The organism is Streptomyces sp. NPDC015532 (assembly GCF_043078065.1).
In the GTDB taxonomy this organism is placed as follows: Bacteria; Actinomycetota; Actinomycetes; order Streptomycetales; family Streptomycetaceae; genus Streptomyces.
This window is the reverse complement of record NZ_JBIBSY010000012.1, coordinates 83,283-98,262: the sequence shown is the minus strand read 5'-3', so window position 1 is coordinate 98,262 and position 14,980 is coordinate 83,283. Positions and strand designations below refer to the sequence as shown.

General features: G+C 72.3%; 9 protein-coding genes. 2 read left to right on the top strand and 7 right to left on the bottom strand.

Annotated features, from left to right (window positions below; translation table 11 throughout):
• Positions 1 to 144: 144 nt before the first annotated feature.
• From ACF07B_RS30035 to ACF07B_RS30005, 7 genes are all read right to left on the bottom strand, one after another.
• Complete coding sequence (locus tag ACF07B_RS30035; protein WP_392181262.1) at positions 145 to 963, bottom strand: S1 family serine peptidase; 819 nt, start codon at positions 961 to 963, stop codon at positions 145 to 147.
• Between the two features lie 132 nt (positions 964 to 1,095).
• Positions 1,096 to 2,631 carry an RNA polymerase sigma factor gene (locus ACF07B_RS30030; RefSeq protein WP_392181261.1) on the bottom strand — a complete coding sequence of 512 codons (1,536 nt, stop codon included), beginning with the start codon at positions 2,629 to 2,631 and terminating at the stop codon, positions 1,096 to 1,098.
• Between the two features lie 407 nt (positions 2,632 to 3,038).
• The gene (locus ACF07B_RS30025; RefSeq protein ID WP_369479510.1) at positions 3,039 to 3,926 is read right to left on the bottom strand and encodes a FadR/GntR family transcriptional regulator; all 888 of its coding nucleotides are present in this window, start codon (positions 3,924 to 3,926) and stop codon (positions 3,039 to 3,041) included.
• 162 nt (positions 3,927 to 4,088) lie between these two features.
• Positions 4,089 to 5,852: an ATP-binding cassette domain-containing protein gene (locus ACF07B_RS30020; RefSeq protein WP_392181260.1), complete on the bottom strand. Its 1,764-nt coding sequence runs from the start codon at positions 5,850 to 5,852 to the stop codon at positions 4,089 to 4,091.
• Between the two features lie 123 nt (positions 5,853 to 5,975).
• Positions 5,976 to 6,734 (bottom strand): NUDIX hydrolase, encoded by a 759-nt coding sequence (locus tag ACF07B_RS30015; RefSeq protein WP_351121542.1) that lies wholly within the window; start codon positions 6,732 to 6,734, stop codon positions 5,976 to 5,978.
• Positions 6,735 to 6,863: 129 nt separating this feature from the next.
• On the bottom strand, positions 6,864 to 8,732 hold the full coding sequence (locus tag ACF07B_RS30010) for a glycogen debranching N-terminal domain-containing protein (RefSeq protein ID WP_392181259.1): 1,869 nt from the start codon (positions 8,730 to 8,732) through the stop codon (positions 6,864 to 6,866).
• Positions 8,733 to 9,382: 650 nt separating this feature from the next.
• Complete coding sequence (locus tag ACF07B_RS30005) at positions 9,383 to 11,329, bottom strand: DUF4192 domain-containing protein (RefSeq protein WP_392181258.1); 1,947 nt, start codon at positions 11,327 to 11,329, stop codon at positions 9,383 to 9,385.
• Between the two features lie 132 nt (positions 11,330 to 11,461).
• Between ACF07B_RS30005 and ACF07B_RS30000 the strand changes: the two genes are divergently transcribed.
• Together ACF07B_RS30000 and ACF07B_RS29995 are read left to right on the top strand one after the other, a co-directional pair.
• Positions 11,462 to 13,669, top strand: coding sequence for a RecQ family ATP-dependent DNA helicase (locus ACF07B_RS30000; protein ID WP_392181257.1), 2,208 nt, complete (start codon positions 11,462 to 11,464; stop codon positions 13,667 to 13,669).
• A 223-nt stretch (positions 13,670 to 13,892) separates the two neighbouring features.
• Entirely contained in the window at positions 13,893 to 14,525 is a 633-nt protein-coding gene (locus tag ACF07B_RS29995; protein WP_392181256.1) for a hypothetical protein, read from the top strand.
• Positions 14,526 to 14,980: the final 455 nt, after the last annotated feature.

Here is a 14,980-nt window from a genome sequence, read left to right as displayed (position 1 = left end):
GGCCCTCTCATCAAAAATACCCCTCTCCCCCCACCCGCCCCCCCCCCCCCCCGGGGGGGCCGCGGGGCGGGGGGGGGGGGGGGCCCCCCCCCCCCCCGGGGGGGGGGGCCCCCCCCCACACTCGTATCGCGACGCCGAGCGCTCTCAGCGGTCCGCGTTCAGCGCCTGGACCGCCTCTGAGACCCGCGTGTAGACACCAGGGCTCTCCGCGCGCCCACAGCCGCTCCCCCAGGACACCAGGCCGATGAGACGGCCCTGGGCGACCAGCGGGCCGCCGCTGTCCCCCTGGCAGGCGTCACGGCCGCCTTCCTGCTCTCCCGCGCAGACCATGGACGCCGCGTCGTAGGTCCCGGACTCGTCACCGGGGTAGGCCCGCTCGCACGCGGCGTCGGGAAGCACGTGCACGTCGGCGGCCCGCAGACTGCTCGCGTAGTCGCCGCCGCCCGTCAGATCGCCCCAGCCGTAGACGACGGCGGCGGTCCCCGGGTCGTACGCCCGGTCGCCCGCGGCGGCCATACGGATCACGGAGGAGGCCGGCAGCGGCTCGGCGAGCGTCAGTACGCCGAAGTCACCGGCGTTCGTATCGCTGTCGTAGTGCGGGTTGACCCAGACGTCGCGTACGGAGATCTCCTTGCCGTCGCCGGACATCAGGTCCCCGCGTCCGGCGATGACCTTCAGGTCGCCCCCGTCCCGCGATGGCGCCCCCAGCACGTCCTCGCCCAGGCAGTGGGCCGCGGTCAGGACCGTGGTCGGGCCGACCACCACTCCTCCGCAGAACTGTCCCGCGCGTGTACCCCCGAACCGGTCACGGCTGGACAGTGCGACCGTCCAGGGACTCTCGGAGATCTGGACCGGACGGCTTCCTATGACAACGCTGTCGGAGGACGCCAGGGCGGGGGTCGTCAGTGATATCACCGCTGTGGCGGCCGCAAGGGCCAGGGCCGGGGCGTAGGGACGGCGCATGCGCGCTCCTCACACTGGGAGGGTCGTGGAACACCCAGAGTGATCCAGTGAGCGAAGGCACGCACTCCGCGCACACGGCGAGGGCCCGACCCCCCAAAGGAGGTCGGGCCCTCGTCGACGTGCGGCCGAGGCCTAGTCGAGGTAGTCGCGCAGCACCTGGGAACGCGACGGGTGACGCAGCTTCGACATGGTCTTGGACTCGATCTGGCGGATCCGCTCGCGGGTCACGCCGTACACCTTGCCGATCTCGTCGAGGGTCTTCGGCTGACCGTCGGTGAGACCGAAGCGCATCGAGACGACACCCGCCTCGCGCTCGGACAGGGTGTCGAGGACGGAGTGCAGCTGCTCCTGGAGAAGCGTGAAGCTGACCGCGTCGGCCGGCACGACGGCCTCGGAGTCCTCGATGAGGTCACCGAACTCGCTGTCGCCGTCCTCGCCCAGCGGAGTGTGCAGGGAGATGGGCTCGCGGCCGTACTTCTGGACCTCGATGACCTTCTCGGGGGTCATGTCGAGTTCCTTGGCCAGCTCCTCCGGGGTGGGCTCACGGCCCAGGTCCTGGAGCATCTGACGCTGGACGCGCGCGAGCTTGTTGATGACCTCGACCATGTGCACCGGGATACGGATGGTGCGGGCCTGGTCCGCCATGGCGCGGGTGATCGCCTGACGGATCCACCAGGTGGCGTACGTGGAGAACTTGTAGCCCTTGGTGTAGTCGAACTTCTCGACCGCGCGGATCAGACCGAGGTTGCCCTCCTGGATGAGGTCCAGGAAGAGCATGCCACGACCGGTGTAACGCTTGGCCAGGGAGACCACCAGACGGAGGTTGGCCTCCAGCAGGTGGTTCTTGGCGCGGCGGCCGTCCTCGGCGATGATCTCGAGCTCACGCTTGAGCTTGGGGGCGAGCTTGTCGGCGTTGGCCAGCTTGTCCTCGGCGAACAGACCGGCCTCGATGCGCTTGGCGAGCTCGACCTCCTGCTCGGCGTTGAGCAGCGGGACCTTGCCGATCTGCTTGAGGTAGTCCTTGACCGGGTCGGCGGTGGCACCGGCGGCGGCGACCTGCTGAGCGGGCGCGTCGTCCTCGTCGTCGTCCGACAGGACGAAGCCCTGGGCGCCGTCCTCGGTGGTCTCCTCCGCGCCGGCCTTGCCCGGGGTCTCCTCGGTCGCCTCGTCGTCGACGAGCTCGGCGTCGTCCTTCTTGGCGCTCGTCTTCTTGGCCGCCGTCTTCTTGGCGACGGTCTTCTTGGCGACGGCCTTCTTCGCCGTCGTCTTCTTGGCTGCGGCGGGCTTGCCTGCGGAGGCGTCCTCAGCCGAATCGTCGGCGAGGGCAGCCGGAGCCGCGGTGGCGGTGGCCTTCTTGGTGGTCACCGTCTTGGCCGCCACGGTCTTGGTGGCGGTGCGCTTGGCCGGACTCTTCGCTGCGACGCTCTTTCGGGTGCGCTTGGGCTCCGCGGCACTGACCATCAGCGTCACACCCTCTTCCTCGAGGATCTGGTTGAGGCTGCGCAGTACGTTCTTCCACTGAGTGGCCGGAATCTGGTCAGCTTCGAAGGCCCGACGCACGTCATCGCCGGCGATCTGCCCCTCAGCCTTTCCCCGCTCGATGAGCGCCATGACAGAGACGGACTCGGCGATCTCCGGCGGGAGCGTACGGGATGTGCTGGCCGACACGAACAACCTCTCGGAACGTTGGAAAACGGCTTCCGGCCCCGTCCACTACGGACAGGAGCCGACGACCGCCGACTGGGGATGGGCCGACGGCGCGGGCGGGGCCGGGAAGATGCACAGCGCCACACACGGCGTCTGTATTCCTTCCTCGGCTATCACCTCTTAGGTCATCGCGCTGGTCCCAAGAGCGTTACGCCCAATCTGCGTGGCCCGAGTCACACCCCGTAAGTGCCCAAAAGATGACAGATCCTATCAAGCAAGGTTAGTTCATGATCCGCCGCCCGGTCGCACCGTCGGGACCTCACCTCATCCACGAAGGATTCGGCGAGGTCCCGACGGGTGATGACTCACGGGTCCGACGCCGCCACGGACGCACACGCGCCCCGGACCGCGTCACCCTCGGCGCGCGATCAGTGCTCGCGCGGCGCGGGCACGACACGCTCCACCTCGGGGTGGACGGTGAGGAGCTGCCGCATGGCCGCCTCGGCCGCCGCGCCGTCGGCCGCCGCGAGGGCGTCGACGATGCGCGCGTGGTGACCCAGCGAGGCCTCGTTCGGCCGGTCACAGCCGGTGACCGGGGCACCGGAGACCTGGAGAGCCGCCGACACGATCCCCGAGAGGTGCTCCAGCATCCTGTTGCTCGCGAGCTGGATGAGCAGCGAGTGGAACTCGGCGTCGGCGCGCGCGAAGGTGAGGGCGTCGCCCTGCGCCATGGCGTGGCCCATGATCTCGACCATGTCGCCGACCCGCTGCTGCACGTCCTCACGTCCGTGTCCGGCCGCGAGGCGCGCGGCGAGCGGCTCGATGGTCCAGCGGAGCTCGCTCAGCTCGCGCCGCTGGTCGTCCCGCTGCGGCCCGAAGGCCCGCCATTCGATGATGTCCGGGTCGAGGAGGTTCCAGTCGCTGACAGGACGCACGCGCGTGCCGACGTTCGGGCGGGCACTGACCAGCCCCTTGGCCTCCAGAACGCGGAGGGACTCCCGGACGACGGTCCGGGAGACCTCGAACCGCTGGCCGATCTCCTCGGGCACCAGCGGACGGTCCGCGCCGAGGTCGCCGGAGACGATCATCTGGCCGAGCTGCTGGACGAGCTGGCCGTGCAGTCCGCGTCCGCGACTGCCGGTGGCACGTCGGCCGACACGGCCGAGCTCGGGCTCGGCGCTGTCCCACACGGGGGGACCGACGCGGTCGGCTCCGGACGCGTCGACATAGGGGTAACGGTCGAGTTCGCCCGGTCCGGCGAGGCCGGAGTCTGAGGAACGGGCGGCGGTCATCATGGTCTGCGCAAGGGTACTCACGGGTCTTTTGTCGGCGCCTACTCCAACTGCCTTGAGGTCTTTGGTGAAAAGCACACGAAAGGGTGATCGCTCACACCGTCGCAATTGACGCCTTATCGGAAAGAAATGGGCGTTCTTCGGGGAGTTGTGCGCACAGGGGGAACGGAAGGGAGCGGACGGTCGTCATCGGACCCGGCTCCGCAGGGTCGTGAGCAGATATGCGCAGAGCAGTGCGGCCAGCGACAACAGCAGTGCTCCGCCCACGGGTTGGGCCAGCACCCGCACACCGGCCAGCAGGTAGCGCTCGCCGCCGAACGGCCACTGCACGAGAAGCACTTCCCGGAGCCGCTCCGGGAATCCGGCCGCCGACCGCACAGACGGCCCCCGCAGGACCTTTTGTACGAGCGGTACGACGACGACCGGCACGGCGAGGACCGCCGCGAGCCCGGCGGCGGTGGAGCGGAAGATGCCGGCCGCCAGTACGCCCGCCCACGCACAGCCCGTCACGAGGCCGAACCAACTCGCGCTCAGCGAGAGCCAGTCCGACGGAACTCCGGTGAGCTCCCGTCCGTAGACGAGGTAGAGCATTTCGAGGTCGCATCCCACGGTGAGGAACGCCAGCATCGCCGCGGTGGCCGAGGCGACGAGGAGCTTGGCGGTCAGCAGTCCCAGCCGGCGCGGGACGGTGCCGCGGTCCGCGGCCAGGGCAGGGTGACGGAACTCCTCGCCGAAGGCGACGGCGCCCAGCAGCCCGGCACCGAGCGCGGCGGGCGGAAGCGGGAGTTCGCGCGGCCACGCGGCCAGCAGTCGCGGCTGAGGCGTGTGCCCGATTCTGGCCAGGAGGACGGACAGGAGGACCGAGGTGACGAGAACGGCGGCGGCGGTCAGGTAACCGGTGCTGACACCGGCGGCTCTGCGCAGTTCGTAACGCAGAGGACGCAGCGGGCTCCGGGCCTGGCGTACGGCGATGGGGGGCGGAAGGTCAGGCAGAGCGTCCGCGGCCGGCGGATCGGCGGGGCCCGGCTCGTCGGCGGGGCGCCCGTCCTCGTCCGAGAACGCCACGGCCTGCGTGGGACCCATGTCCCCCGTCTCGTCGGCGAGTTGGTGTACGAGGATGCCGTGCCGGAAGGCCGTCTCGCCGACGTCGGCGCAGGTGCTGCCGTACACCGAGAGCCGGTTGCCCTCCTCACGCACGACTTCCACGGAGCGCCGCGCCGTGCGGGCTTCCTTGGTCAGGAGGGAGCCGAGCCGGGCGGCGTGCGGACTGCGGACGGCCACTCGCGGCCGGAGCCGGGTGCGGGCGAACTCCACGACCTCCTGGTCGGCGACCAGCCGTCCCTGCTCCAGCGTGACGACCCGGTCGGCGGTTCGCGCGGCCTCCTTGGGGTCGTCCGTGGTGAACAGCACCGTGCCGCCCTGGGTCGCGTGGGCGCGCAGAATCCCGTGCAGCCATCGGCCTTCCCTGACGGAGAGGCCGTCCGCGGGGCCGTCGAGCACGAGGGTGTGAGGGTCGGACAGGAGCGCGCAGGCCAGTCCGAGCCGGCGGTCCATGCCGCGGGACAGCGTGCCCAGACTCTCGTCCCGCAGGCTGACGAGCCCGACCACTTCGAGGACTTCGTCCGCGCGGCGCACGGGTACCCCGGCGGCGGCGCACAGCATGCGGAGCTGGCCGCGGACCGTGCGCGCCGGATGGCCCGGCACCTCGCCCAGGAGTACGCCGACCTCACGCGAGGGATGGGCGATGCGATGCAGCGGCCTGCCTCGGAAGTAGGTGATTCCGCGGCCCTGTTGGAGTTCGAGCATGAGCCTCAGCGCCGTCGTCTTGCCCGCGCCCTGGGCTCCGACGAGCGCTGTGACGTGGCCCGCGCGCGCCTCGAAGGAGACGTCGTCGACGGCGGGCGGACGCGCCTTGCGCATGTTGCTGGTCAGTCCGATGGCCTGGATCACTCACAGCAAGATAGCGCGACATTTCGGATTTTCCGGGCGCCATGCGGCTCACCTCCGATAGGCCTCGCAGGTCCGGCGAGTACGCCGAGACCCGTGGGCCCGGAAGCGTGTCCGCCGCCTCCCTCAGACCTCGGGGCGCAGCATCGGCGGATTGAGCAGCGTGGCGCCGCCCGCGCGGAACAACTGGGCGGGGCGGCCGCCCTGGCGCGTGGTCGTGCCCCCGGTGGGCACGAGGAAGCCCGGCGTTCCGGTCACCTTGCGGTGGAAGTTGCGCGGGTCGAGCGCCACGCCCCAGACGGCCTCGTAGACGCGGCGCAGCTCGCCGACGGTGAACTCGGTGGGGCAGAAGGCGGTCGCCAGCGACGAATACTCGATCTTGGACCGGGCGCGCTCCACGCCGTCCGAGAGGATCTGCGCGTGATCGAAGGCGAGGGGCGCCGCCTGCTCCCCGTCCCGCCCGTACCCGCCTTGTTGCAGCAGTTCCTCGACCGGTGCCCAGCGCGCGCTGTTCGCGTCCCCGCCCGCGCGGGGGGCGGGGAGGTCGGGGGCGAGGGCGAGATGCGCGACGCTGACCACACGCATCCGGGGGTCGCGCTTGGGGTCGCCGTAGGTCGCGAGCTGCTCCAGGTGGGCGCCGTTGTCCTGGGCGGGCACGGAGGGGTCGTGGGCGCACAGGCCCGTCTCCTCGACCAGCTCGCGTGCCGCGGCCTGGGCCAGGTCCTCGTCGGTGCGTACGAAGCCGCCGGGCAGTGCCCATCGCCCCTGGAACGGCTGCTCGCCCCGCCGTACCGCCAACGCGCACAGGGCATGGCGGCGCACGGTCAGCACGACCAGGTCCACGGTCACGGCGAAGGGCGGAAAGGCTGACGGGTCGTAGGGCATGCCGCGATCATAGTCGTCTGCCTGACGATAAACACCTCCTTCGGGAGCCCGGTCCATGGTTGATCGACTTCCGTCCCGTACGGCTCCCCCGCCGGGCGGGGCAACCGGTCAAGGACGCTTACCGCGGCGTCACACCCCCAGCTGCAGTCCGTCGCCCGCTTCCTCGACCATGGCGAGCCCGAGTCTGCTGACGCGCACGGAGAAGGGGGCGCCCGAGATCCTCAGGCCCGTCAGCACGATCTCTCCCAGGGGCGCGGCCCGGAACGGCCGCAGGGTCACCGTGCCCGCGGGGGCATCGGGGCGGATCCCGGCCAGGGAGCAGAGCAGCAGCACCCCGGCGGCGGCCGAGGTGGCCGCGGGCCGGGAGGCGGCCGGATGGGGAAGCGGCGCGCTCCCCCGGGTGCGCTGCTCCCCCGCGTACATCTCGGGCAGTCTGCCGCCGAAGGACTCGGCCGCCGCCAGGACGCCGCGCAGCAGCGAGCCGGCCTCCTTCTCGTGGCCCGCGGCGGCGAGCCCGGTGACGGCTACGGCCGTCTCGTGGACACGCACCGCCCCGCTGCGATGACCGAACGGGTTGTACGCCGCCTCGTTCGCCCCGAGGCTGCGCAGCCCCCAGCCCGAGTCCATGGCCGGGCCGCCGAGGAGCCGCGCGAGCTGTTCGGTCCGTACCTTGTCGAGCAGACCGGGTGCCGTCTCTCCCGAACCCGACAAGCCGGTGTCGAGGAGATGGGCGGTGCCCGAGCCGAGCTGGGGCAGGAGCCGCCCGTCCTGGGTACGAGCGGCGGCTGGTCGGCCACCGGCCAGGTCCTCGACCCAGAAGTCGTCACGGAACGCCGCCCGCATGGCCTGGGCCCACTGCCGCAGCCCCGTGCCACCGGTCCGACCGTGACCGTCGAGCAGACCGGCACCGAGCAGGGCCGCGCGATGCGCGTGTGCCTGCGTCTCGCAGCGGAACGGTCCGCCCGGCTGCGGGTCGGGCAGATACGTGCCGTCGCCGACCGCGGTCCGCAGCCATTCCAGACAGCGCTCGGCCGCGGGCAGCAGTTCCTCCACCTCCCGCTCGGCCAGGCCCCAGCGCCAGGCCTCCGCCAGCAGGACCGGGAACAACAGGGTCGCCTCGGTCGCTGTGCAGCCCGGCGGCAGGTGCGGCCCGCTGTCCCGGAGCGGTCCCGGAATCAGCCCGGAGTGCGGTCCCGGACCGGTGAGCTGGGTGCGGGCGAGGGTTCGCAGCGTGCCCGCGGCGAGACGTGTGCCGAGCGGCAGGGTCATCCGGGCCGCGGCCAGTGCCTCGGCCGGAGCCAGTCCGCAGCGCCAGGGGGCCCCGGCCGCGAGGTGCGTGTCGGCCGGATGCCGGGGGTCGCGCAGCAGCAGGGCGCGAAGGTCATCGGCACAGGTGCTCAGGAGCGCTTCGGCCCCGGGCTCGTCACTCAGCACCCCGGCCTCGGCGAACGGGCTCGCCGCGCCGCGGCCCACCCCCCTGACCGGCCCCTGCCCCTCCGGTCTGACGCGCAGTTCCACCGTGAGGGTGCCGCCCGGTGGCAGTTCGAGTTCCCAGCGCAGCATCCCCGCCGAGGCCAGGGCGTCGGTGGGCGGCGGGTCGGCGGAGACGGTCACGTGGCCCGTGGGGCAGGACCAGCGCAGGCCGGCGGCGTGGACGGTGGCGGGCAGTTCAGGCCCTCCTCGTCCCGAGGCGACGTCGCCCAGTTCCGCGAGGTCCGTCCCGAGGGCGACCTCGAGGGGCAGGCGCAGGGCCCGAAGAGCCGAGCTGCGCAGGGTGATCCGTTCGATGCCCTCCGCATGGCGGGTTCGCTCGACGACCACGTCCGGATCCGGGCCGGTGTCGGGGGCCGCGCGCAGCGCGCCCACGAAGCGGGCCCGGTCGGCCGCGAGCATCCGGGCCTGCATCGCGAGCGGTTCCCGGTCCGCGACCCGGACCAGGCAGCGGGACAGAGTCCGCCGGCCCGCCATGTAGAAGCCCTCGAGGCCGCGGCCGGTCATTTGTCCTTCCTCCGTCGAGATCGCCAGTCCGGGAAGGGCGGCGCAGATCAGGGTGGTGTGGGCCGGCGGCAAGTCCGCCGGCCGGCCCGGCACGGGAAGGGCCGTCCGGAGAGTGCCGGGTCCGCGTCCTGCCGGGAAGAAGGGCGCACCCGCTTCGCGGCCCGGTCGTGGGGCAGCCGGAGCGCCCCCGCGTCCGGCGGGCTGTGCGGGCTCGTGCCCGGTCGGACGGCGACCGTCGGGCGCCGAGGACGGATGAGGCATGGACATGGGGTGGCTTCCTCCGCGCTCGGTGCGCCTGGAGCGCGCTCGGCTCCGGGTGGGGGCTCCGCGGGGTCGCGGGCGTTGCGGCGGCGCAATCCGGCCAGGGATTCCGCCACTCAGGTGAACGGGACAGCCCTGTCCGGGGTCACGCATGTGCCCAGGAAGCCGACCGAATGGCGGTGGGACGGCCCACCGATCGCACGAGCACCGGTCGACCGGTCGCCAACCGCGCGGAAGCCGGCCTGGCCCGCCGGGCAACGTGCCGTCCGGCAGTGGTCGGCTCGGGACGCGGCCCGGCCTGGGCGGACCGGGAACCCCGGCCCGCCTCGGCCGAGCGTGCCGGCCGGTCTTCGTCCCCGATCTGTCCCGCCGTGCTGCGCCCCAGCCACTCACGTGTCCTCCCCGCCACCGTGCGGCTCACTGTCGCCCCGCCTGCGCGGCCGGTCGTCCGCCCGGTCCGCCACCCGCCTCGGCGGGTCCCCTGCCCGTGAGGCATCGCCTGCCGGGCGGCACCCCTGGTTGTTCGAAGCGCCGGGGCCGCGACGGCCCGGTCGGCTGCCGCCGATCGTGGCCGGTCGGGGCCTGCGGCGGCGTCGGGTGCCAGGCGCCGAGTGCGAGGTGTCCGACGCGCGGGAACCAAGGGTCTTCGGTCCGGGCACCTCCCGAGCGGAGCCAGGGATCTTCTGGCCGGACGGCTCCCCGGCGGAACCGCGCGTCGTCAGGCCTGACGGCTCACCGACGGAACCGGGCGTCATCAGGTCTGACGGCTCCCCGGCGGAACCGGGCGTCATCAGGCCGTCCTCCGGAAGCGGTGTGCCGGAGTCGGTCGGTCGCTCCGTGTCGGTCGGGCCGTGGTCCGTGCGCTGGGCACGCAGACAGCGCCGGACGGATTCCGGATCCAGCCCTTCATTGCATGCCTGGTGGAGAAGACGGGCGAACAGATAGTCGGGATCGGCGCCGAGCGCCATGGCGAGCGCTTCTCGTGCCTCCAGTTCGTCTCCCATGGACCAGGCGACCCATCCCGCGAGGGTGAGGGGTGCCGCCGCGTGCTCGCGGTAGGGGCCGACGCAGCGACGGGCCAGTGCCCGCCACAGGCGCAGCGCAGGGGCTGCCTCGTCGCCCTCCATCCACTGCGCGGCTCGGTCACGGGTCGTGCGGTCCTGCAGGCCGAGGATCAGCGTGGCGGCCTCGTCGTTCTCGAGGAGTCCGTCGTCGCGCAGGTCCGACGGACGCGTGCCCGACACGGGGAAGGCCGCCGCGAGCCGGTCCTTGATCCGCCGGGCCAGCGCGAGGGCCTCCTCGGCCACCTCGGCCCGGCTGTCGTCCTCCAGGATCCTCGGTACGAGAGCCATGCTGGCCGTGTCGAGGGCCACCTCCTGGCCCAGCGCGGCGGCCGACTCCCAGGGAAGAAACCTGGCCGTCAGGTCCTTCAGGGATCCGCGCACTTGAAGGCCCGCGTACGTCGCGGCGGCGGCGAGGACGGACGTGCCCGGCAGTCCCATCGAGGTGCCTTCCGCCGGGCAGCATCCCTGACCTGGGCAGGTGTAGGTCCAAAAACGGCCGTCGGAGATGCAGAGAGCCTCGATCACGGGAACGTCGAGACGTCCGCAGGCCGTCCGCAGCAGTTGTGCGAGCGGGCGCAGACGTTCCATCACGTCCCGTCCCGATTCCCCCTTCCCGGGTTCCTGGCACAGGTACGCCACCATGCTCCCGGGGCGGGCGCCCCGGCGCTCGCTCCCTTTCACCAGTCCCTGGGCGAGCTCATCGGAGGCGGACGGCCAGTCCTCGGCGTGGGCCGGAATGCCGAGTCGGGCCCGGCCGCCGAACCGGCCCCGCCGCTCCCGGTCGTGCAGGGCGACCAGCACGATGCTGTCCTCGGGGCGGTACCCGAGGAGATAGGGCAGCGCGTCAGCCAGCTCCGCCGGGGTACGGAGAGTCACCTGATGTTCCCCGCCCGGGAGGCTCACACCGCCCGCGTGCCGGTGGTCGCGGGCACGGCCCCCGCCGCCCCCGTGGCGCAGCACGCCGGGAACGGCCGTACCGTCACGGACCTCCGGGCCGGCCTGACGGAACGGCCGGTCCCGGCCCCCACGTCCGGTCAGACCGTCCGGACCGTCCCACCCCTCGCCGGACTCGCCGTCCGGACCGTTCCACGCGTCCGCCGACGGGGTGTCCAAAGCGTCCCAGCCGTCTGCGGCGCGCCCGCCCGGCCCGTTGCGGCCGCCCTGATCGCCTCCGCCGCCGGATCGGTCGCACCCGGGGTTCCCGCCGCGTCCACCGACCGCGCTGATGTTCTTGTCGCCGGACGTACCGGCCGATTCGTCGTGATTCGTCATGCGGCGACCATCTCGCGGATCACAAGATTCCGGTTGAGCCTGTGGATAACGGTCAGCATGATCACGACAGAAGTTGTCCACAGCTCGACGTCTCGTTCGCGCTTTGTCGGACCCATCCGGTTGCATGGAGCCATGACCAACGAAGACCCGCGACCCACGACAGCCCCCGACACCGCACACGACGCCTCCCGCGACACCCTCCGCGCCACGGCCGACGCCGTCCTGGCCCGGCTGGTCGGCGCGCGGGCCGGGGAGGCACGGCTGCGCGAGGACCAGTGGCGCGCGATCGAGGCGCTGGTGGCCGACAAGCGCAGAGCGCTGGTCGTCCAGCGCACCGGCTGGGGCAAGTCCGCGGTCTACTTCGTCGCGACCGCGCTGCTGCGCGAACTGGGCGCCGGGCCGACGGTGATCGTCTCGCCGCTTCTCGCGCTGATGCGCAACCAGGTGGAGGCGGCGGCCCGCGCCGGAATCCGCGCACGGACGATCAACTCCTCCAACACGGAGGAGTGGGAGACCATCCAGGCCGAGGTGGCGGCGAGCGAGGTCGACGTCCTGCTGGTGAGCCCGGAAAGGCTGAACAACCCCGACTTCCGAGACCAGGTGCTGCCCAAACTGGCCGCGGCCACCGGTCTGCTGGTGGTTGACGAGGCGCACTGCATCTCCGACTGGGGCCATGATTTCCGGCCGGACTACCGCCGCCTGCGCACCATGCTCGCCGACCTCCCGCCCGACACCCCGGTGCTGGCCACCACCGCGACGGCGAACGCGCGCGTGACGGCCGATGTCGCGGAGCAACTGGGCACGGGCGTGAGCACCGACGCGCTGGTTCTGCGCGGCCCGCTGGACCGGGAGAGCCTGAGTCTCGCGGTGCTGCGGCTGCCGGACGCCGCGCACCGGATGGCCTGGCTCGCCGAGCACCTGAACGACCTGCCGGGCTCGGGGATCATCTACACGCTGACCGTGGCCGCGGCCGAGGAGGTCACCGCGTTCCTGCGCCAGAGCGGGTACACCGTGGCGTCGTACACCGGGAAGACCGAGAACGCCGACCGCCAGCAGGCCGAGGAGGACCTGCTCGCCAATCGCGTCAAGGCGCTGGTCGCCACGTCGGCGCTGGGCATGGGCTTCGACAAACCCGACCTGGGCTTCGTGGTGCACCTGGGCTCCCCCTCCTCCCCGATCGCCTACTACCAACAGGTGGGACGCGCGGGCCGCGGTGTGGAGCACGCGGAGGTGCTGCTCCTGCCGGGCAAGGAGGACCAGGCGATCTGGGAGTACTTCGCCTCGATCGCCTTCCCCCCGGAGGAGCAGGTGCGACGCACTCTGGACGTACTGGCCCGGGCCGAGCGCCCCCTTTCCCTGCCCGCGCTGGAACCGCTGGTCGAGCTGCGCAGGTCCCGCCTGGAGACCATGCTCAAGGTGCTCGACGTGGACGGGGCCGTGCACCGGGTCAAGGGCGGCTGGATCTCCACGGGCATGCCCTGGACTTACGACACGGAGCGCTACGCCTGGGTGGCCAAACAGCGGGCGACGGAACAGCAGGCGATGCGGGACTACGTGTCGACGACCGGCTGTCGCATGGAGTTCCTGCGACGGCAGCTGGACGACGAGGGCGCCGCGCCGTGCGGGCGCTGCGACAACTGTGCCGGCGGGCGGTTCCAGGCGTCCGTGTCCGCCGCCGCGCTGGACGCGGCGAACGGCGAGCTGGACCGCGCGGGCGTCGAGGTCGAGCCCCGGAAGATGTGGCCGACCGGGCTGGCCGCGGTCGGCGTCGAGCTGAAGGGCCGCATCCCGGCCGGCGAACAGGCCGCTACGGGGCGCGCCCTGGGGCGGTTCTCGGACATCGGCTGGGGCAACCGGCTGCGGCCGATGCTCACCCCGCAGGCCCCGGACGGGCCTGTTCCGGACGATGTCGCCCAAGCCGTGGTCGGTGTCCTGGCCGACTGGGCGAAAGGCCCCGGCGGCTGGGCCTCGGGGCAGCCCGACGCACAGCCGCGCCCGGTCGGCGTGGTGACCATCGCCTCGCGCTCGCGGCCGCAGCTGATCCACTCGCTCGGCGCGCGGATCGCGGAGATCGGCCGGCTGCCGCTGCTGGGATCCGTGGAGTACGTCGGCGAGGCGACCCAGATCTCCCGGAGCAACAGCGCACAGCGACTGAAGGCGCTGGACGGGGCCCTGACCGTGCCACCGCGGCTGGCCGACGTCCTGAGAGAGGCGGAGGGTCCGGTACTGCTGGTGGACGACGCCACGGACACGGGCTGGACGCTGGCGGTGGCATCGCGGATGCTGCGCAGAGCGGGCGCCCAGGCAGTGTTGCCGCTGGTCCTCGCCGTACAGGCCTGACTCGTGTGTCGCGATTCGGAACACCGGGCAGGTATATAGGGCGCTAATCACCCGAAACCGGTCTGCGGCCCCAATTGCTCGTTGCCGCAACCCAGTTCGACAGGAAGAATTGAGCTCCGCTCCCCGCACGGTTTGCCCGTGGTCCGGTAGGGCTCTGCTGCGGCGTGCCATTCCCCCAGTCCGACCCCGCCCGCTGTCTGGGCACGTAGCCGAAGGGAGGACCGTGACCTTCGGATTCGCTCCGTCCTCGGCGGCAACCATGTCGACGTCTCCCGACCTGTCCGCCGCTTCCACCAACCCACTGACCCGCATGCTGGAACCCGCCGAATGGGCCTCGGCCGGAATTCCGCTTCTGCGCGATCCCCGTGAGGTCGTGAGCGGCCTTCACGCCCGGCACCGGCCCAGACCGTCGACCGCGGTCGTCGCGGTGCTCGACCACGACGAGCGGCTGATGGCGAGCGCGTCCTTCACCCGGCGTCCGGCACCCGCCGACGGCTGGATGTTCCGCAACGCACTGCTCGCGCAGTTGCGCCGGGTCATCCCGCACGATCTGCGGCGCCGCACTCCCGCGCGCACGGCCGTACTGCTGTACTGCCGGGAAGGGGACGCGCGCTGGACGGAGGAGGACGGGGCCTGGATGTGGGGACTGCGCGATGCCTGCACGCTCCACGGGCTGCGATGCGGCGCGTACATCACGCTGACACGTGACGGCTGGCAGGTTCTGGGCGAGGGCCGCGGCGGACGCCGCCCCAATTCCGACTCGGCGCCGGAGTTCTACGTGGGTGAGGTGATGCCGCCGCTGCCTCGCACCGGAGGCGTCGCGTCCGAGGTGATGCGCCGGGCGGCCGCCCGCTGAGAGGCGGGTGAGTCGCGGGCGGCGGCCCGCCCCGGGGGGAGGCGGACCGCACACGCTCGGCCGGGCGGCACAGGGGTGGTACCACTCAGGCGCCGGTGCGTCACGAATGTGCGGCTCGGCTCCGGAGCGCACCCACGCTCGGCGGCCGGGAGGCGCGCATCGAGCAGGGCGCACGCTGGATGACCGTGCGTGTGCGGGACGAGGCACTCCTGCGCGCACACGCGACCAACCTGGACGGCGCATGTGAAGGGCGGCCGGCCTCCGTCCGGTGACAGGCACCGAGCACGTCGGTGACATCCGCCGTGCGCCGCGGTGACACCACCACCGTGAGCCGCGGTGACACCCGCCCGGAGCCGGAAGGCCCTCGGGTGAGGGACAGGCCGACGCCATGCCGCCTCGACATCACATGGACGAACGACAGGCGAGCGGCCCGCGGGTGCGAACGCATACGGGTA